This window comes from Vibrio sp. D431a, assembly GCF_030248655.1.
Taxonomy (GTDB): Bacteria; Pseudomonadota; Gammaproteobacteria; order Enterobacterales; family Vibrionaceae; genus Vibrio; species Vibrio alginolyticus.
Map to the genome: position 1 here is coordinate 270740 of NZ_JAHGAP010000002.1, position 17483 is coordinate 288222.

The 17483-nt window shown below is 43.7% G+C and carries 16 protein-coding genes and 1 riboswitch; of the genes, 6 read left to right on the forward strand and 10 right to left on the reverse strand.

All coding sequences use genetic code 11. The features are described from left to right. Window positions 1–68 precede the first annotated feature (68 nt). The 3 genes from KJB35_RS03435 to KJB35_RS03445 form a co-directional block, all read right to left on the reverse strand. Window positions 69–1373 carry a dicarboxylate/amino acid:cation symporter gene (locus KJB35_RS03435; protein ID WP_017634452.1) on the reverse strand — a complete coding sequence of 435 codons (1305 nt, stop codon included), beginning with the start codon at window positions 1371–1373 and terminating at the stop codon, window positions 69–71. Between the two features lie 389 nt (window positions 1374–1762). After that, on the reverse strand, window positions 1763–3028 hold the full coding sequence (locus KJB35_RS03440; RefSeq protein ID WP_213907545.1) for a DUF1835 domain-containing protein: 1266 nt from the start codon (window positions 3026–3028) through the stop codon (window positions 1763–1765). A 280-nt stretch (window positions 3029–3308) separates the two neighbouring features. After that, on the reverse strand, window positions 3309–4199 hold the full coding sequence (locus tag KJB35_RS03445) for a LysR family transcriptional regulator (protein WP_033906667.1): 891 nt from the start codon (window positions 4197–4199) through the stop codon (window positions 3309–3311). A 109-nt stretch (window positions 4200–4308) separates the two neighbouring features. On the opposite strand from KJB35_RS03445, the gene KJB35_RS03450 reads away from it, so the two are divergent. Then, window positions 4309–4617 (forward strand): monooxygenase, encoded by a 309-nt coding sequence (locus tag KJB35_RS03450; protein ID WP_005374871.1) that lies wholly within the window; start codon window positions 4309–4311, stop codon window positions 4615–4617. A gap of 7 nt (window positions 4618–4624) precedes the next feature. Next, window positions 4625–4996, forward strand: coding sequence for a hypothetical protein (locus tag KJB35_RS03455; protein WP_017634450.1), 372 nt, complete (start codon window positions 4625–4627; stop codon window positions 4994–4996). 65 nt (window positions 4997–5061) lie between these two features. Here the strand turns inward: KJB35_RS03455 and KJB35_RS03460 are convergent, their stop codons facing one another. The 3 genes from KJB35_RS03460 to KJB35_RS03470 form a co-directional block, all read right to left on the reverse strand. Continuing rightward, complete coding sequence (locus KJB35_RS03460; protein ID WP_005374875.1) at window positions 5062–7230, reverse strand: polysaccharide biosynthesis tyrosine autokinase; 2169 nt, start codon at window positions 7228–7230, stop codon at window positions 5062–5064. A 51-nt stretch (window positions 7231–7281) separates the two neighbouring features. After that, window positions 7282–7722 (reverse strand): phosphotyrosine protein phosphatase, encoded by a 441-nt coding sequence (locus KJB35_RS03465; protein ID WP_025768627.1) that lies wholly within the window; start codon window positions 7720–7722, stop codon window positions 7282–7284. A 129-nt stretch (window positions 7723–7851) separates the two neighbouring features. Next, complete coding sequence (locus tag KJB35_RS03470) at window positions 7852–8970, reverse strand: polysaccharide export protein (protein ID WP_017820139.1); 1119 nt, start codon at window positions 8968–8970, stop codon at window positions 7852–7854. Window positions 8971–9428: 458 nt separating this feature from the next. Here KJB35_RS03470 and KJB35_RS03475 point away from each other — a divergent pair, with 458 nt between their 5' ends. Further along, window positions 9429–10325 carry a hypothetical protein gene (locus tag KJB35_RS03475; RefSeq protein ID WP_158155515.1) on the forward strand — a complete coding sequence of 299 codons (897 nt, stop codon included), beginning with the start codon at window positions 9429–9431 and terminating at the stop codon, window positions 10323–10325. A 69-nt stretch (window positions 10326–10394) separates the two neighbouring features. On the opposite strand, the gene nfsA is transcribed toward KJB35_RS03475, so the two are convergent. Continuing rightward, window positions 10395–11117 (reverse strand): oxygen-insensitive NADPH nitroreductase, encoded by a 723-nt coding sequence (nfsA, locus tag KJB35_RS03480; RefSeq protein WP_005384597.1) that lies wholly within the window; start codon window positions 11115–11117, stop codon window positions 10395–10397. Window positions 11118–11312: 195 nt separating this feature from the next. On the opposite strand from nfsA, the gene KJB35_RS03485 reads away from it, so the two are divergent. Next, window positions 11313–11954, forward strand: coding sequence for a MarC family protein (locus tag KJB35_RS03485; RefSeq protein ID WP_005374889.1), 642 nt, complete (start codon window positions 11313–11315; stop codon window positions 11952–11954). A 190-nt stretch (window positions 11955–12144) separates the two neighbouring features. Further along, window positions 12145–13017, forward strand: a complete 873-nt coding sequence (locus tag KJB35_RS03490; RefSeq protein ID WP_213907546.1) for a patatin family protein — start codon at window positions 12145–12147, stop codon at window positions 13015–13017. 52 nt (window positions 13018–13069) lie between these two features. On the opposite strand, the gene gbpA is transcribed toward KJB35_RS03490, so the two are convergent. The 3 genes from gbpA to KJB35_RS03505 form a co-directional block, all read right to left on the reverse strand. Next, complete coding sequence (gbpA, locus tag KJB35_RS03495) at window positions 13070–14533, reverse strand: N-acetylglucosamine-binding protein GbpA (RefSeq protein WP_064369594.1); 1464 nt, start codon at window positions 14531–14533, stop codon at window positions 13070–13072. 98 nt (window positions 14534–14631) lie between these two features. Next, a riboswitch (cyclic di-GMP riboswitch) is annotated at window positions 14632–14732 on the reverse strand. Between the two features lie 272 nt (window positions 14733–15004). After that, window positions 15005–15505, reverse strand: a complete 501-nt coding sequence (locus KJB35_RS03500; RefSeq protein ID WP_213907547.1) for a fasciclin domain-containing protein — start codon at window positions 15503–15505, stop codon at window positions 15005–15007. A gap of 80 nt (window positions 15506–15585) precedes the next feature. Next, window positions 15586–17067, reverse strand: a complete 1482-nt coding sequence (locus tag KJB35_RS03505; protein ID WP_213907548.1) for a cryptochrome/deoxyribodipyrimidine photo-lyase family protein — start codon at window positions 17065–17067, stop codon at window positions 15586–15588. A 108-nt stretch (window positions 17068–17175) separates the two neighbouring features. On the opposite strand from KJB35_RS03505, the gene KJB35_RS03510 reads away from it, so the two are divergent. Continuing rightward, window positions 17176–17481 carry a DUF6482 family protein gene (locus KJB35_RS03510; RefSeq protein ID WP_005374898.1) on the forward strand — a complete coding sequence of 102 codons (306 nt, stop codon included), beginning with the start codon at window positions 17176–17178 and terminating at the stop codon, window positions 17479–17481. Window positions 17482–17483: the final 2 nt, after the last annotated feature.

Consider the following 17483-nt stretch of genomic DNA (forward strand, 5'->3'; position numbering starts at 1 on the left):
CGATGTTTCCATCGGGGCTTTCTTTTAGACAGGACTATATAATTTCAGAATGGTAATCGTAGAACGATTTAGGCGTCAGCGCGTTTAAGATGCACTTCTTCTTCGGCTACGCCTGCCATTGGGTCGTTGAAGCGAGCTTCATCCAATGCACCCTCTGATTTTGCAACGATGACGGTTACAGCACTGTCACCAGTGATATTTACCGCGGTACGAATCATATCAAGAAGACGGTCAACACCCATGATGAGCGCGATACCTTCAAGCGGCAGACCAACTTGGTTCAATACCATAGCAAGCATGACAAGACCCACACCAGGAACACCTGCGGTACCGATAGACGCCAGAGTTGCCGTCATGATAACCATTAGGTAATCGCCCATAGTTAAATCAATATTGAAAGCTTGAGCAATAAACGCAGTTGCTACGCCCTGCATGATCGCCGTACCGTCCATGTTCACGGTTGCACCAAGCGGTACTGTGAACGATGATACACGGTTCTCAACACCCATGCGGTGCTTTGCTGTTTCCATTGTCACTGGAATCGTCGCGTTTGATGATGCGGTCGAGAAAGCAAACATGATCGCGTCTTCCATCTTACGCAGGAACGTAATTGGATTTAGACCAGTGAAACCTTTTAACATTAAGCTGTAAGTGACTAGGCCGTGCAGGACAAGCGTCCCCGCCAGTACTAAGAAGTACTCTGCCAGATTGACGATTGCGCCCAGACCAAGACCAGTAAATAGCTTCGCCATTAAGAAGAACACACCATAAGGCGCCAAGTTCATCAAAATCGCGACCAGTTTCATGATCACTTCATTCAGATCAGCGAAGAACGCTGCAATACGTTCACCAGGTTTGCCTGCTGCGCTGATCGCGATACCAAATAGTACCGCGAACACAATAACTTGCAGGGTTTTACCTTCAGCCATCGCACTGATAGGGTTGGTTGGGAACATATCGATGATCACTTGACCCAAAGATGGTGCTTCTGCTGATTTGAATGAACTTGCTGCGGTTAGGTCAGCGCCAGCACCTGGCTGGAACAGAGTACCCATAGTTAGAGCAAGCGTAATCGCGATAGCCGTTGTTGTAACGTAGAAAGCGAGGGTTTTACCACCCATGCGACCCAGTGTAGAAAGGTCTTTGAGAGAGCTAGTACCACAAACTAACGAAACAAATACTAGCGGTACAACAAGCATTTTTAAGCTGGCAACGAAGATCTGTCCACCAACTTCGAATAATCCATTAACAATGTATGCGTCGACAAATCCGTTGTCGGCAAAAAGTGTGCGAATTGCAAATCCTGTCAAGATACCCGCAACCATACCTAAAATTACGCGGCTGGTAAGCGACATCGGTTTCTTGGTATTCATGAGAACACTCCTTATAGTTATGCACCTTGAGTTCACTTCAAAGCGGCGAGCAGATTAGCAGCGGAGTGAGAAAATACGAAAGAATAATCCTCTAAATGGTTAATAGATGTGAACTTTATCACTAATAAAAATGGGATTTTAACCAAATATTAACGAATTGCCTGGATAAAAAGTTTGTATTTTAACACTTTTATCGAATATACAACCGATAACAAAGAGGATTTACAATAAATTCTAATAAGAGATAGAGTGCATACTCTCTTTGAGTGGATGCATTTCTGCATAACTATTTAAGTTATATTCAGGCTAGCGGTCGCTTCTTTAGGGATACTTTAGTATTGAGTGTTCATCAGAGCCAACGAACCCTTTATGCTTTCATATTTGTCAACTCAATGATGGTTGGCAAGTGTAGTTAGTTGGAGGTGATCCCAGCTCCAATAACTTTGACGGGTATTCTTAATCCCTCCAACCCAATAGCATTGTTTCGCTCGTATTAAGCCTTCCAAACACTGCTTGCCAGCCTCAGTGATACGGACGCTTTGTTCCCACCAGTGCCTTTCACGTGATTCAATCGTGATCAACGGTGTTTGACACTGTGCTAGAGGGAGGAGTAACGCGTAAAACATCACGTCTCCTAGGTAAGGAAGAGGTTCTAGTTGTTGATATTGCTCAAACCAATCTTTGATGGGAATTGAACGATTTTGTGAGCTCAAGACCTTTAGTGCGAGGTGTTGTGTCAAGCTCAATCCAGTTTGTGAATTAGGTAACTCTTGCAAATGGCGTTTAAGCACGTTGAATATATTGGGCAAGCAATCCAGGTTATGCTGCTGAATCAAATTAACTATGGAAATAGGTGTCGGTGATGTAATAGCGTGCCAACACCGTTTAGCCTGACTGAATAATTTTGCTGTCACAGGTTTACGGTATCGCCAACAAGAACGAATAGCTTCTTCAGGCAACTGCCCAAAGCCGATGAATCGTTCAGTGCCCGGGAACTGGTTCAACTCAATGATCTCTATCACTTTATTCTCTACATTCTCTAACTGTGTTAGAGCACGAATTAGCATCAATTGATCATAACTGTCATGTTCGACCCAAAAGACGATTCGTTCAAATACATCACTTTGCAACAGATCGAGGTTTGATTGTTCCAATGTGACTATATCTTGAACCGAGTCTTCACGCTTCATCACAGGCAGCAGAGTCTCTACGACATATTGGGCACGAATGGCAAGGAAGTTCTGTGGTGTTGCTGGTATGGGGCCAATACAAAGCGGATCGATCAGGGCTAAAAATGTCCCTTCAAATCCGCTGGCTTTAAGTTGTTGTTGAATGTCGTGGCCACAACGAACGTGTAGCGTTTTTACTTTTGCATCTAGGGGCGGTTTTTGTTCTTTGATGGCTAGTTTGTGCGCTTCTAGCTCTTCGACATGAGCTTTTAGTTTACTCCAACTGGATAAGCCCAGTTCTCTTGCGAGTGCATGTTGAACGTCAGCCAATTGAATTGTATTGGGAGCCAAAGATTCTGGTTTGGAGTGAAATCGCTTAACTAACTCCAACGTGGCGTCATCGTATAGGCGGATAGCTTTGAGCCTTTTTTTAGCAATGGATTTTTGCTGATTGATATTGATCGAGAAGCTATTTGTAGAGTTCATATTTCACCTTTCTTATTTCTTCCACACTCGCCTAAATAGAAGCTAAAAAGAAGGTAAAAACAGATTGTGCCTGCTAAACCAAGCAGGTGAGGATATTGCCGTGAACCGAGTTCTTTCCGCGAGTGTTGGGTGCTTTAGGCATGAGCAGAGTGATAGTAGGTGGTCGCTATCCTTCGTGCAACCTTTTGTGAGAGTGTAGCGTCACAAAATGGCCGTTTCTCTATGTTTAGGGAGAATCAATAGGCGATAACACTAGCGATTCAACTCAATACCACTGTTGCTAGACTCGAGTTTCTACACTTTTGAGTAAAATACGATAAAGCGCTTGAGTCGCAGGACCACTTTTGGCTCCTTTGGGCAAAGTGAGGTGCAGCGCAACTTGATATTGATGGGAGTGTTCGAGCTCCAATACTTTAATTTTATCGCTCTTTCGGGCTGAGACTAAGTGCGCTGGTAGCCGACAAAACCCAACGCCTTGCTCTACGGCGTGAAAAGCGTGGTCGAAGTTATCGACGGTAATACGCTGACGTGCGCGTAACCAACCCACATCTCTTTTCGTTTTGTCTGAATCACCTAAGTCACGGATGACAATTTGGCTGGTGGTTGCAAAATCGTCGATGGAAACATGCGGCTTTTTAGCGAGTGGATGGTGTGCTGCGATTACAGGCAGCATGGTTGTTACGCCAAATGCTTCGGCAGGGTAGTTGGTTATCGGTAAGTTGATGATTGCGATGTCAGCGAGCTCATTTACGACCATTTCGGTTGTTTTGCTCAGTGACGTTTCAACCACTTGAACGGAGGTCGTGTTGTTGTCCTCCAAAAATTGACTGAGTGGTGCATAAAGCCAACAAGGGTCACAAAGATGATCTACTGCGACCGTGATTTGAGATTCCACCCCACTTTTTAACTGCTCGCTGATGACTTCTAGTTCCCGCGCTTGTTCAAGCATGGATTGTGCACGACGCAGTATGGTTTTGCCGTGCTCTGTCAAACCCGCTTTGCGCCCTCGTACTTCGATAAGTTGAATACCAAGTTGGTCTTCTAACTTCCTCACCGAGTAGATCAATGTAGTATGGCTCTTGTTGAGCAGTAAAGCTGCGGATTGAATGCTGCCTTCTTGATTAATCGCTTGTAGCGTTTGCCATTGTTCTAAGGTCGTTTTTAGTCTCATGAGTCAATTTTTTAGACAGTTAATGGCGAAATTATGAACTTTTCTGTCAGTTTTATAAAGGTAATAATCTTGTCATCGAAAACGAGTCAATAAGAAGAGGAGACTCAAGATGGCGAAATTATTGCAAGTTGATTTTGAATTTCATGGTCCGTTTGGTGACGAGATGTCGAATGCTCTGGTCGACTTAGCTAAGTCGATTAACCAAGAGCCGGGCATGATTTGGAAAATCTGGACGGAAAGCGAAAAAGACAAACTCGGTGGTGGTATCTATCTTTTTGAAGATGAAGCCACGGCGCAAGCTTATCTCGAAATGCATGCCGCACGCTTACGAAAAATGGGCGTAGTCGAAGTACGAGGTCAAATTTTCGATATCAATGTGCCGTTAACGACGCTCAATCAAGGGCCTATTAGAGGATAAGGAGATGATGACCAACCGCACTTTTCTAACCGTTCATGGTGTCGTATATACGGTATTCGCTTTTGCGTTGTTTTTTGTACCAACCATAATGTGGCCGATGTATGGAGTACAAATTAACGACCAGTACGCGCTGTTTTTATCGCAGCATACTTCGATCTTTTTAGGTGGAATCGCAGCGGTGAGTTTGATGTTACGTAATGTGGAATCAGGGCATACTGCGAAACAGCTGTTTAAAGCATTATTGATTACTAATGGCTTAGGGGCAGTGATTACTACCTATGCCGGCATTATCGGAGTATTTGTCGGTTTTGGTTGGAGTGACCCAATATTCTTTGTCTTGCTTAGTTTGATTACGTACAAGCAACTAAGAGTGCAATAGAAAAAGCCCTGCTGTTTCTAGCAGGGCTTTGTCATATTTGGTTTAATTAGCGATCTAAATTCAAGTTATGATTCGCTTTTGTACGCGTAGTTATAGTAGCCGTATCCATAGCCGTATGAGTTAGATGCTTTTTTCTCAACTGCATTGAGAATCACACCTTTAACTTCAACGCCTGATTGCTCGAAGCGACCTTGCGCGACTTCAATCTCCTTCAAAGTCGTTTGATCAAAACGAGCGACCATCAGAGTTGTTCCTGCAAGCGCGCCAACAATGCTTGGGTCGGTAACTGCGAGTACAGGCGGCGTATCGATGATGACTAGATCGTATTGTGCAGACATCTCGTCAACAAAGCTCTTGAAGCGAGGGTGCATAAGAAGTTCTGACGGATTTGGTGGTACTTGGCCGCGAGTCACAACATCTAAATTATCAATGGATGTAGATTTAATGATGTTGCTAAGGGATGTCTTACCGCTCAAGTAATCAGAAAGACCGTTGTCCCAGCGTAGACCGAAGCATTGCTGCAAATAACCTTTACGCATATCCGCATCAATAAGCAGCACTTTCTGACCGGTTTTCGCAGCGACGGCCGCAAAGTTGGTCGATACAAATGTTTTGCCGATAGATGGTGCAGGACCTGAAATCATAAGAACGTTATTCTTCGCTTCCATCATTGCAAAGTGCAAGCTAGTGCGAAGACTACGTAGAGCCTCAATGGAAAGATCGGCTGGGTTAGCTTCCGCTAGAAGGACTAGCTCATTGTTGCTGCCTTTGTTGCGCTTAAGCTTGTTTGCAAATTCCAGTTGTTGAATAGATTTTGGAACGCTTGCGTAAACTGGCATGCCAATCTGTTCAATTTGATCTGGTGTTTCCACACCACGGTGGAATGCTGCACGAATTAATACGAAAGCCACGCCTGCCATACCGCCAAGCAGTGTTGCTAGCACAACGATAAGCGCTTTTTTCGGCTTGATTGGCTTAGAGAAAGATTGAGCGTTATCTAAGATTCGAACGTTGCCAACTGTTCCGGCTTTAATAATGTTGAGCTCTTGAACCTTGTTCAATAGTTGGATGTAGATTTGTTGGTTTACTTCTACATCGCGTGTCATACGTAGAACTTCACGCTGTGTTTTCGGTAACTTTTGAACTTGTTTATTAAGACGTTCTTTCTCTTTTAGTAGTGTTTCACGTTTATCAAGTAGCGACTTATAAGCTGGGTGATCCTGTGTGAAGCGTTGGCTGATCTCACTTTCTTTGAATGTAAGCTCATTTAGCTGTGCTTCTAACTCAACCATTACTTTCAGCGTTGACTGAGCTTCAAGGCCTAAATCGATAGATTCATTTTCTTGACGGAACCGATTTAAAACGTCTTCAGAAGCGGTCAGTTTTGTTTTGATGTCTGGGAGGTGACCTTTCAAGAACTCGAGGCTTTGCTCTGCCTCTGCAGAATTTCTTTGAACGTTTTGTAAGAAGTAGTTTTGGCTAATGTCGTTCAAGATATCTTGAATCTTAGCGCGGTCTTCACCAGAGAAGCTTAAAGATATAATCCCGGTTTGCTTACCACGTTCGCTAATCGATAAGTTTTCTTGAAGTTTATTAATTGCATCTAATTTACTGATTTTGCTGACCGTGAATGAGTCACCAGTTTGAGCCACAAGTTCAGTCGCCAAAAACTGGTATCCATTCTTCTCAAGCAGTTCACCAACTTTACCTTCTAGAATGACGTTATTGTCATCTTCTAAGAGCCTGAACGTCTGTTTTTCAGAATCAATAACTTCAAGAGTTAAAGGAACGCCAACTGCGTAAGAAGGAGCATTAAATCGTGAAACGCTCAGACTGATTTGCTCACCTTGTAGTCGAGCTAGGCCTTTACCAATAATTGGCATGTAGTTTGGAGAAACGACAGTCGTTAAGTTGAACTTATCAACAGTACCGCCCAAGATCATACGAGATTTGATGATCTCTATTTCTGTTGTCGCTGATGATTCTGCTGAAAACAGCTCTCCCATATCACCAACCATCGCTGAAATACCACCTGAACTCTTACTTTCGATTTGGATAAGAGCGTCAGCTTTATAGATAGGTGTTGATAGAATGGCAACGCCGACGCCTATAATTGAAAATAGGACTACGGTACATAGAATGAGCCATTTGGCATCGAGAATGATCCCAAATAACTTTCCCAAATCGATCTCATCGTCGGCTTGACGTGATTGCTTAATAGTTTGTGTTGTCATTACTTTAACTTCTTAAATACCTTGCCATTGGCGTTTATTTAGCCTTGCGGCTTATAGTTTTTGAGACCACGCTTTTGCTGCTTTTTCTATAAGCGTATATGCATGTTCGAAAGCTTCTCTACTTTGTCTGTATGGATCAGGGATGCTTTTTTCATTTATCCACTGTCCAAACAGCATCGTTTTACCTCGTGCCTCAGGAGCGATTTTGGTTAAGGCTTCTAAATGACCTTTTTCCATAACCAATATCAGATCGTATTGAGCGCAAAGCTCAGGTGTTAATTGTCGTGCTTCGTGTCCATCTAAGCTTACGCCATGTTCGTTCGCGATAGTGGTTGCCATCTCGTCAGCAGCTTTTCCCGTTAGATGGCTCTTATCTACTGCGATTCCTGCTGATGCGACATGTTTGTTTGGTAGTAAAGACTGCAAAAGCCGCTCTCCTGTTGGAGAGCGGCAAATATTACCGACACAGACGACAAGAATATTAGAAAACAAATGCTTACCCTACTTTAAGTTGTATGCTTATGATCTCAACTGAATTGCTGGCTTCTTTATATTGCGCAATTGAGCTGAGTAGCTATCGATTACGTGCCGCAAGAGATAATTTTCTTGCGGCACGTTGTTTTACGGCCAAGTGCGTACTCGTAGTACACCTTCAGTTAGTTCATTAAAGCCGGAAATGGTTGGAACGAGCTGAGCAATCACACGATTCCAACGACTAACAGGTGCAGCCGTCACATAGACTATGTCGTAAGGGTTGAGATCAAACTCAGTACCAATCACCAAAGCAGAAGCGTCAGAAACATCTAGCTGATAAATGTCCGCCATTTTAGCTTCTTCTTTTGAACGTCTGATGACAAACACACCGGTAGCATCTGCGGAGATTTCACTGATACCACCAACGCTGCTAAGAGCCTCAGTAAGGCTCATGCCGCTACGATCAATTTTGAGTAATTTCGGGTCGTTAACCTCGCCCATAACAAATACTTTTTGCGCATCGTTTCGAGGAATATGAACAATATCGCCAGGCTTTAGAAGGCGGTTTTGAGTTAAATCGCCTTGTTGCATCAGAGCATACAAAGAGACGTTTTCAACAACGCCATTGCGTGTCAGTGTCGCATTACGCCAATCAGCCTCGGCAGCCAGTCCGCCAGCTCTATTCACAGCATCTAGAAGTGTAAGGGGGATGTTTGTAATTGGTTGTTGTCCTGGCTTGTTAACTTCGCCAGTTACATAAGTCTTTTTAGAGCGAAATGCCGCAACGCTTACATCGACCTGTGGGCTCTCAATGTATTTTGCAAGGCGGCTTGCAATGTCTGCACGAATCTGACGTACGTTTTTGCCTTCAACATGTACGACACCTATGTAAGGGTAGAAGATCGTGCCATCCGAATGCACCCAGTTACCCGCTTCGGCTGAGCTTCGGTATGAGCCCGCTGGGATCGTTAGCTCTGGGTGATCCCAAATAGTGATATTTAGGATATCGCCAGGTCCTACTTCGTATTCATATTTTGCGATTTCAATATCTAACTCTGGGTTTGGTTTTGAAAAAGGGTCCACTGAATTTAAAGACGTTACGCGCTCCAAAGTTAAGGGATAAACGGTAACCTGAGACTCTATATCACTCGATTCAGTGCTCATGACTGTTTTGTCACTGACCGAAAGGTGGCTACCAGGCAAAGTACACCCTGTAAGAAGGATAGGAAGTACTGATATCCCCAAAAATTTATTAAATGTGTTCATTGGTTTATAACTACCGAAAGAAAGTTTGCCGACTGAAATTGATTCATTCTAATTGAACTGCATTTCATCAATATTGATGATTTACTGCAGTTTTAAGCCTTTAGAAAGCGAGTCCATTCAGAATTATTTGTGTAATAAACACTCCAAATGGCTGCTAGCGACTTAGAGCTCTTAGTTTCATTAATGAAGGTGTGAAAATCCGACCCACAAAAAATAGTCAACTATTATCCATCTGGTTGCAATAAAGGCAACAAGTTACTTGAAAAAATACTGACGAATACATGACAAAATTGTGTCTATTTAACGTTATTGAGATGAATGCATGATTTTGCACAAGCAAACAGGCAGTAATGTGAAAAAACTCATGCCAAAGTTGTATGCATCCTATTTACACTATATGCAACTGCCGTTATGCTTCGTGTTGCGGTCGGATATAACAACAAATATTGGAGCTAATTTTGAAAATCAAACTTTTAACGGCAAGTGTGGCTGCTGTTCTACTAGTAGCAGGTTGTGGTAGTGACAGCGATCCTGAGGTAAAAACATACTCAGTACAGGCTTATGACCCAGCTGTTATCGGCATGGAAGTATCTTATGACTGTGGTGGAGACTTAAAAGGTCAGGCTGATGAGCTAACAACAAACTATGAAGGCATGGTTGGTAAAGCTCGCATTAGCCATATCGACGTAGTGAGTGCACCAGGTGAATGTACTTTCACATTGAAGCATACTGATAAGAGTGTAGATGCATCTAACGGAAAACCTATTACGTCTGATTACAAGATTCCTAAAGGTCTTGCCCAAGCTGACTCTTTAGTTACAGGTTCTCCATTTACAACGTTGGTAGCTAACTCTCTAGATGACGGAGAGGTATACTCATCAGATACTGCTGAAAAAGTATTTGCCAATTTAGGTATCGATATCAATGCAAGTGGTAAAACAGTTGACGAAATCCTTCGTGATACAGAGTCTGTAGTTGCTAACCTTCAAAGTGAAGGCGGCAATAGTGAACTTGCTACGAAGCTAGTTGCTACGGCAAATATCGTGTCTGATATCATTAAAGCGAACCCAACAGCTGCACCTGAAGCCGTGGCTGTAGCTGCAAAATCAATGGCAGAAGAAGTGATTGCGAAATACCCGCATTACCCTAAAGCAGGCGCGGATTCTGAAGAAGTGATTTACGTAGAAATCTCTGAAGAAGATACGAAGAACGTTGTTGAGCAGGTTGAAAAAGACATTGCTGCAGGTAAGCCTGTAGACCAAATCAAACCTACCGTTCCACCAGTTCCAGATGCGAAGCCTGGTAAGCCAGTTGATCCGGTTGCTCCACCATCAGGCGGTTCAGGCGGTAACTAAGCAAGTTTTTGCTGATAAATTCTAAAGGCCTCTTCAGAGGCCTTTTTTGATCCTATCGTATTGTAGTCATCACCTTTTAGTGAGCCCTTTTCTGTTTAAGTAAGGCAGGATATGCGGACGTGATTCGCCAGCCAGTTTACTGGTGACTTCTTGCGACCAAGTACTCTGTTTTTGATTGCTCGAACGGTTTGCATAGTAGTTTTGCATAGTTTGGTCATACGTCTGAATATCATCCAAGTTTAGGTCTTGATACTGATTTTCATGCACCACGACATGCTTAGGTAGGCGAGGTTTTACTTCAGGGGCTTGATCTGGATGACCAAGACACATACCAAATAAAATGGCGGTATTTTTAGGTAAACCTAATAATTCGTCTACTTTTTGGGCATTGTTTCGTAAACCACCAATATACACACCTCCTAGTCCCATCGACTCCGCCGCAAGCAAGCAATTTTGTGCCATGATGCCCGAGTCTACAGCGCCTATTAGCGTTAACTCGGTAAAATCAGCTTGAACATCTGGGTTGATACTGGCGTGGCGCTGGTAATCAATACAAAACACCAAAAACTCAGCCGCGCTTTCAACGTACCCTTGATTTCCGGCATATTGAGCTAATAGCGTACGTTTTTCTTTGTCGGTCACGCGGATAATTGAAACGACTTGCAACATGCTTGATGAGGACGCCGCAAGGCCGGCTTGAAGAATGGCATCTAATTGTTCGCTCTCAATCGGTTGTGAGGTGAATTTTCGAATTGAGCGGTGATTGAGAATTGTTTGAATCGTGCTGTTCATGGTGACTTAACATCCCCTGTTACGTGTAAAGGCTGAAGACTCACCTTAGCGACATTTGATGAGTCGGTAAACTATCTCAAAAGAAAAACAATGCTTGGCGCATAAGTGTGAAGGCGAATCGAGAATACACCACTCGTTCTGTTTGAGAGCGTATATACTGTTTTTAGAATCAATAATTTAAATGCAGTGGAAAATATGAAAGAACTCATTGTTCATACAGTTACGGTGTTTATGGGCTTCTTTGCCATCATGAACCCTATCGCCAATATTCCCATCTTTTTGAGTTTAACTGCTGATGAAGATAAAGAAACCATCCGTTCCATTGCGCTTCGCTCGGTTTTTATTGCATTTATTATCATCGCGATATTTTCTATTGCCGGTAAGTTAATTTTTGATTTGTTTGGTATCACGCTTTATGCATTGCGAATAACAGGCGGTATTTTGGTGTTTTTGATAGGTTTTAACATGCTTCAAGGTGATTCGACGCATCAGAAAACCAAAGAGAAGGCGTATTCACCAGCTCAGCAACGGGCGGCATTGAGTATTGCAGTGTCTCCACTGGCGATGCCAATATTAGCTGGGCCTGGAACGATTGCTACCGCGATGAACTTTGCGACAGCGGGTGGTTTCGATCAAACCATTATTACTATCGTTTCTTTCGCTGTCCTTTGTGTGATCACCTATGTACTGTTTTTATTTGGAGACAAATTGGTCAAAGCGGTTGGACCAAGTGCTCTAAATGTTGTGACTAAAATGATGGGCTTAATTCTAGCGGTTATTGGTACTCAAATGTTCATTGATGGCGCGGGCGAAGCCTATAAAACGGTTTTCTCCTAGATTTCTCTTAGACCTTGCCACCTTGGTTAAGCCCGCAATTACATTTCTAACGGGTACGGATTTTTTGAACTTTAGTTTTCATTTTCTAAGAGAGAAATAAATAGACTTCACCTATTTCAATAATAAGAATATTCAATTGTTGTGATTGCACGAATTTCATTACTCTTTTGGCAAGGAGAATGGGGGAAATATGGCAACAAAAGCAATTGTAGTAGAAGGTGGCGCGATGCGAGGCGTCTTCGCAAGCGGAGTGTTAGATGCGTTTTTAGAGCAGAGTTATAAACCGTTTGATTTTGCAATCGGTGTATCTGCTGGTGCATCAAATTTGATTGGGTATTTGACCGACTACCCGCATCGCAGTATTAACGTCATTACTAAGCTGGCCACAAGCAAACGCTTTTTTGACCCAACTCGCTTCGTTAAAGGTGGGGACCTCATCGATGTGAAGTGGCTGTTTGAAGAATCTAATCGCTTGTATCCCGTCGATGAAAATAAACTGTTTAATGGCGTTCCTTTTCTCGCAGCGACAACAAATGTAGATACAGGGCAGGCAGATTATTACCGCGTGACACGTGATAATTTTCACCATGCGATTGAAGCGACAACAGCATTACCGATTGCCTACAAGCATACCCCTTGTTTTTCTGGCGGTTGTTATACCGATGGTGGGGTCGCTGATTCTATCCCAGTGCGTGAGGCTTATCGTCGAGGGGCTCGCGACATAACCGTAGTACTCTCTCACCCACTGAATTATGCCAAAAAGCCAGTTAAGACCACATGGCTGATGAAGAAACTTTTTGCGGAGCACCCCAAAATGGCGGATGCGATGTTAAGACGTGCAGATAACTATAATCAATCATTAGAGTTTATTCGTAACCCTCCACCAGGAACACATGTTAGGGTGATTGCCCCACCAGATAATTTTCATGTTCAGCGCTTATCAATGCGACAATCCGTTTTACTAGAAGGGTATGAAATGGGACTGATTGAGGGGCGAGCGCATCTCACTAGTTTATCTGGTGTTCATGGTTTAGACCGGGAAAATTGTCATTTTTGCATTTGATTATAAAAGAGCCTCATAGTGAGGCTCTTTTGCGTAACGTTCAAAGGGTGATTTAGTTGACTTTATCCCAAGCCATCTCCCAGTGTGAACCTATTCCAGGCTCGTAATGATTTGCGCTTTCTTTCCACTGCATACAGTAACCAGAATATGGGAAAGGTTTACATTGATAAATGCCCCCGTCGCTGGCAAGCACTTTTGTGCCCGCCGTGTAGCTAGATAGTCCTTCAGGGAAGACAAAATCGTACTCATCAGATGGTGGTGGAGTAACTGACTCTTCTTTTAAGTGAAAGTCGAGTGTTTGCTGATCCACCAAGTTGCCATCTTTATCCTTAATACGTGTTACGAGCATATGGTGACCCGGCTCCGATTTACTTAAAGCGAGCGATATCGCCTCTACCGAGCCGTCTTTCATTTCGTTTGCCCAACTTGCAAGTGGTTCGCGATGGTGATTGTAAACGGTGAGTTCTGCATTTAAATCGCCTTCAGCAGTTAGTGTCAGATCCAACGTTGTCGGTGTTGACTCAATGATATATTCGTCTGCTAAGCCATCTACTGTGAGTGAGTATTCTGGAACAGGAGTTTCAATGTTATAGCCGATCTCTACTCGCTCAAGGCCGCTATTTGCTTGCAGATACACCGGATTAGTACCATAAACAGGAGTGAATTTGTCCTCTGCATACTGCCCGGCTTGCAGTTTTGCTTGTTCTTGGTTTAGCTTAGTCGCGAGTGCGTAAGACCAGTTTTTCGCTTGGCCCATTGCTGCATCGGTAATTTCTAGTTCAGTTCTATACGCCACGTTTTCACCTGCTTGATCAAATACGCGCGTATAAACTGAATCCCCAATATTTAAATCCATTGTAGGAATAATTTGACCGCCTTGCTTCCAATCTGGAATAACGGGACTGTCACCATCAAATTTCACATCGATCACGTTATAAAATGAGGCTGCAGTGTCGCCAACATCCCATACTGCCAGGATGACATGGTATCCCTCGCGAGTAGGCACATTACATTGATGGCTTACCTGTTTCGGGGGTTGAACCATATTGCCGTCGACGACACAGAAAGGAGTTAGATCAAAAGAGTCTCGTGATAGTGAAGCGTTTGGGTTCCAATCAGGCTTGGTGATGTAATATTTCCAGTCGCGCGTCACGTGGTTAGCGGTAAATGTCCATTCAAAAGTTTGTGTACCTGCTTGAATAGTGCGTTTTACCCAACGGTCGGCAGTTTGCTCATCAAGGGCAGCTGCTAAAGCGGTTTCGGCACTCGCTATTTTACCATCGCGAGGCCCTGTTTCGGGAAAGCCATCAGGGCCTTCAACGCTTTGCGGTTCATATTGAATCGCACCGCAGTTATTATTTTTTTCGTTAGTATCTGGCGTTGGATACTTACATAGTGCCGAGCGACTTGCAGCGACACCACCATTGGTTTCTGATACATAACCGTGAGCCGCAGCACCTGAGCTAATGCTTGCAAGTGCTAACGCGAGTACGGATTTGGTTGGAAATGATTTCATCACATGTCCTCTGTTATGGCTGACAAACTAGTGTCACACCCCGGCGCATGCTGAGCATAAAGCAACGCTACAGAAATTGGACTTCTGTAACACTGCGTCATGGTAACCCCGCTATCATGAGCATTCTTTTAGATTTTTAAATGCAGACAGACCGGAAGCTTTGCGTCCCACCCTTTCGAATGGTTTGCCGAAATGTGATTGAGCAGCCAAAATTTAGCTTAAGAATTTACATGTGGAAAAGTAAACGTCACTGACATGGAATCCTGTTCTCAAATTGAAAGATAACGATATCTTAACCTCGTCAATATTGTGCAGTGTCGTCTTGCAAGGCATTGATTTTAATTTTGTTTTTATCTTTTTTATAGTCATGGTGAATGGGTGGAGGTTTGTTGGGGATAAGTGGAGAGGAATCGTGCTAAGGGTGGAAGAAGTTCTGTCTAAAGGGCGGAGTGTCTCGCCCTTTGAATGGTGTTATTTCGGCATGATGACAGTATCAATCACGTGAATGACACCGTTTTTAGCTTTCACATCGGTTGCAATGACATTTGCATCGTTAACCATGACTTTATCGCCCATGGTTTTAATCATCACATCTTGCCCCTGAACCGTAGTCGCTTTGTCTAGCTTAACAACATCGGCAGCCATCACTTTCCCTGGGACGACGTGATAAGTCAAAACAGATACTAACTTGTCTTTGTTTTCCTGCATTAAGAGCATGTCGACTGTGCCGTCTGGCAGTTTTGCAAAAGCGTCATCCGTTGGTGCAAAAACAGTAAATGGGCCTTCCCCTTTGAGAGTGTCAACCAGGCCCGCTGCTTTCACCGCAGCAACAAGCGTATTGAAAGAGCCATTTTCAGCGGCAACGTCGACAATATCGGCTTTCATCATGCCATGCTCATGAGCCTTGACGGGCAGCATAAAAGATAACGTCGCCATCAGTGTCGCCGCGATAACTAAGATACGTTTGAACATAATGTGTTCCTTACTAGTTGAGGGTACAACGGGTTCCCTGGAGTGTGTTTGCATTTGTACGCATTGTGATTGAGAGATGATCATCGCGTCCTACTTTCTTTTGAGGGTCTAACATGTCGCGCAAGAATTCGTCTGCCTTCTTGTTTCACATCGGCTCGTTTCCGCCACGTCCATAAGCGCTCTCTTGCTGCCTTAGCTGCGTTGTCTGGTGCGATAATAGGTGCAAGGTAACGGCTATCTGGCTGCAACTGATACATGACAGCTTCCATCTGGGTCATTGTCCAGGGCTCGAATAAAAGAGGGGGAGGAACCATTTGTAACTCAGGCACCCACTTGTAGATGAACGTACCGTTAGGATCATGTTCTTGGGCTTGCTTGATCGGATTATAAATACGTATTGTGTTAGTCCCGGTTACTCCTGCTTGCATTTGGAATTGTGGGTAATGAATTCCGGGCTCAAAGTCGAGAAACAGTTGCGCTAAATGCGTTACACCTACTCGCCAATCCATGTTCATGTGGTGAGTAAGAAAGCTAACCAGCATGGCACGCATGCGAAAGTTAATGTAACCAGTGTGGTGCAAACAGCGCATGCAGGCATCAATCAAAGGTACGCCAGTATGCCCGGATTTCCATGCTGCTAACTTTTCTTCATCGAAAGTACTACTTTGTTTAATCAATGGTTCGTAAGCCCGATTAACGCAGTAAAACTCCATGTCGTATTCCGATTCGAATTTTTGGATGAAGTGACAGTGCCAATGAAGCCGTGAAGACAATGCAATTAAGCTGCGACGAAACCCAGCGACTTGCCAGTGTTTCAAAAGGTATTGATACACTTCACGCAAAGATATGTTACCCCAAGCGAGATATGGAGAAAGTCGAGTACAGGCTGTGCGTGAGGCTGTGGGACTAGAAATGCTTCGATAGTAATCACGACCTCGACGATGGAAAAAGTCCTCTAGTGTTTTCCAAGCGAGCCGGCTTCCTCCCGTTTGCATTCCTTTGCATTTTGATAGCCAGGATGATGGTGGCGAAAACGAACAGCCGAGAGCTTCTGCATCCAATGAATGCAATAAGTCGGTTTGGAGCTCAATAGGGCTTATTGAGGCTCTCATGACAGAGTCCCAATGTTTGTCCCAACCTTGCCGGTTTTTTGCACCTCTGATAACAGCACCGTGTTCGAACTCAAACCAGTCGATGTTCTGCTCATACAGCCAAGCGGCAACTTGTTTGTCGCGCTCAAAGGTGCAGTTGAGTCCTATTTCTTGGTGAGAAAAAACAGCGTTGATTTGATATTGCGCTTGAATTGATTGGAAACATGCTAAGGCATCGTCAAACAGCACCGTGATTCGATGCCCATACGCTTTGAGCGTTTCATCCATGTCTTGCAGTGATTGCCAAACAAATCGCCAGTGGCGCTCAGAATAGTGTGGGTTGTTCAATAGCAATGGTTCAACAATATACAAAAGCACAGTTGGGTGCTTTGTTGATAATGCTTGAGTTAGTGGTTGATGGTCAGTCAGCCTTAAATCTCGCTTTAACCACACGACATTGATTGTTTGCATCGGAATCCTCTTTGTTTCCGATGTTGTACGCAAGTAAACCGAAGAAATCTCATCCAATGATCGGTTTTATTCTACAAAACGTAGAGGTAACTTTCAGGGAGGTGACACATGGCAATACCATTGAGTAAGTTACAAAAATACTTCTATGTAGACAAATTGGTCATTCATTCGCTTGATCTCGCATTGTACCAGGCATCTGTCGTGATTGATGGAGAAGCGCAATTTATCACTGATGACAACGGTATCTTTTTGAGGGCTCATTCCCTGATCGAGATGCAAAAGAAGTGCAGGAATATCAAAGCAAATAAGCAGGTTCTAGTGCATCAAAGTGCTTATGATGAAATGGTGGGGCTACCCGAAGGCAAAAGAGACAATCAACTAGAGGTATTGGTGAGGGATACAAAATTGTATTGAAA

Excerpts from the sequence above, each read along its gene's own strand:
- KJB35_RS03435 (WP_017634452.1), bottom strand. The coding sequence starts at position 1,373 with ATGAATACCAAGAAACCGATGTCGCTTACCAGCCGCGTAATTTTAGGT.
- KJB35_RS03440 (WP_213907545.1), bottom strand. The coding sequence starts at position 3,028 with ATGAACTCTACAAATAGCTTCTCGATCAATATCAATCAGCAAAAATCC.
- KJB35_RS03445 (WP_033906667.1), bottom strand. The coding sequence starts at position 4,199 with ATGAGACTAAAAACGACCTTAGAACAATGGCAAACGCTACAAGCGATT.
- KJB35_RS03450 (WP_005374871.1), top strand. The coding sequence starts at position 4,309 with ATGGCGAAATTATTGCAAGTTGATTTTGAATTTCATGGTCCGTTTGGT.
- KJB35_RS03455 (WP_017634450.1), top strand. The coding sequence starts at position 4,625 with ATGACCAACCGCACTTTTCTAACCGTTCATGGTGTCGTATATACGGTA.
- KJB35_RS03460 (WP_005374875.1), bottom strand. The coding sequence starts at position 7,230 with ATGACAACACAAACTATTAAGCAATCACGTCAAGCCGACGATGAGATC.
- KJB35_RS03470 (WP_017820139.1), bottom strand. The coding sequence starts at position 8,970 with ATGAACACATTTAATAAATTTTTGGGGATATCAGTACTTCCTATCCTT.
- nfsA (WP_005384597.1), bottom strand. The coding sequence starts at position 11,117 with ATGAACAGCACGATTCAAACAATTCTCAATCACCGCTCAATTCGAAAA.
- KJB35_RS03485 (WP_005374889.1), top strand. The coding sequence starts at position 11,313 with ATGAAAGAACTCATTGTTCATACAGTTACGGTGTTTATGGGCTTCTTT.
- KJB35_RS03490 (WP_213907546.1), top strand. The coding sequence starts at position 12,145 with ATGGCAACAAAAGCAATTGTAGTAGAAGGTGGCGCGATGCGAGGCGTC.
- gbpA (WP_064369594.1), bottom strand. The coding sequence starts at position 14,533 with ATGAAATCATTTCCAACCAAATCCGTACTCGCGTTAGCACTTGCAAGC.
- KJB35_RS03500 (WP_213907547.1), bottom strand. The coding sequence starts at position 15,505 with ATGTTCAAACGTATCTTAGTTATCGCGGCGACACTGATGGCGACGTTA.
- KJB35_RS03505 (WP_213907548.1), bottom strand. The coding sequence starts at position 17,067 with ATGCAAACAATCAATGTCGTGTGGTTAAAGCGAGATTTAAGGCTGACT.
- KJB35_RS03510 (WP_005374898.1), top strand. The coding sequence starts at position 17,176 with ATGGCAATACCATTGAGTAAGTTACAAAAATACTTCTATGTAGACAAA.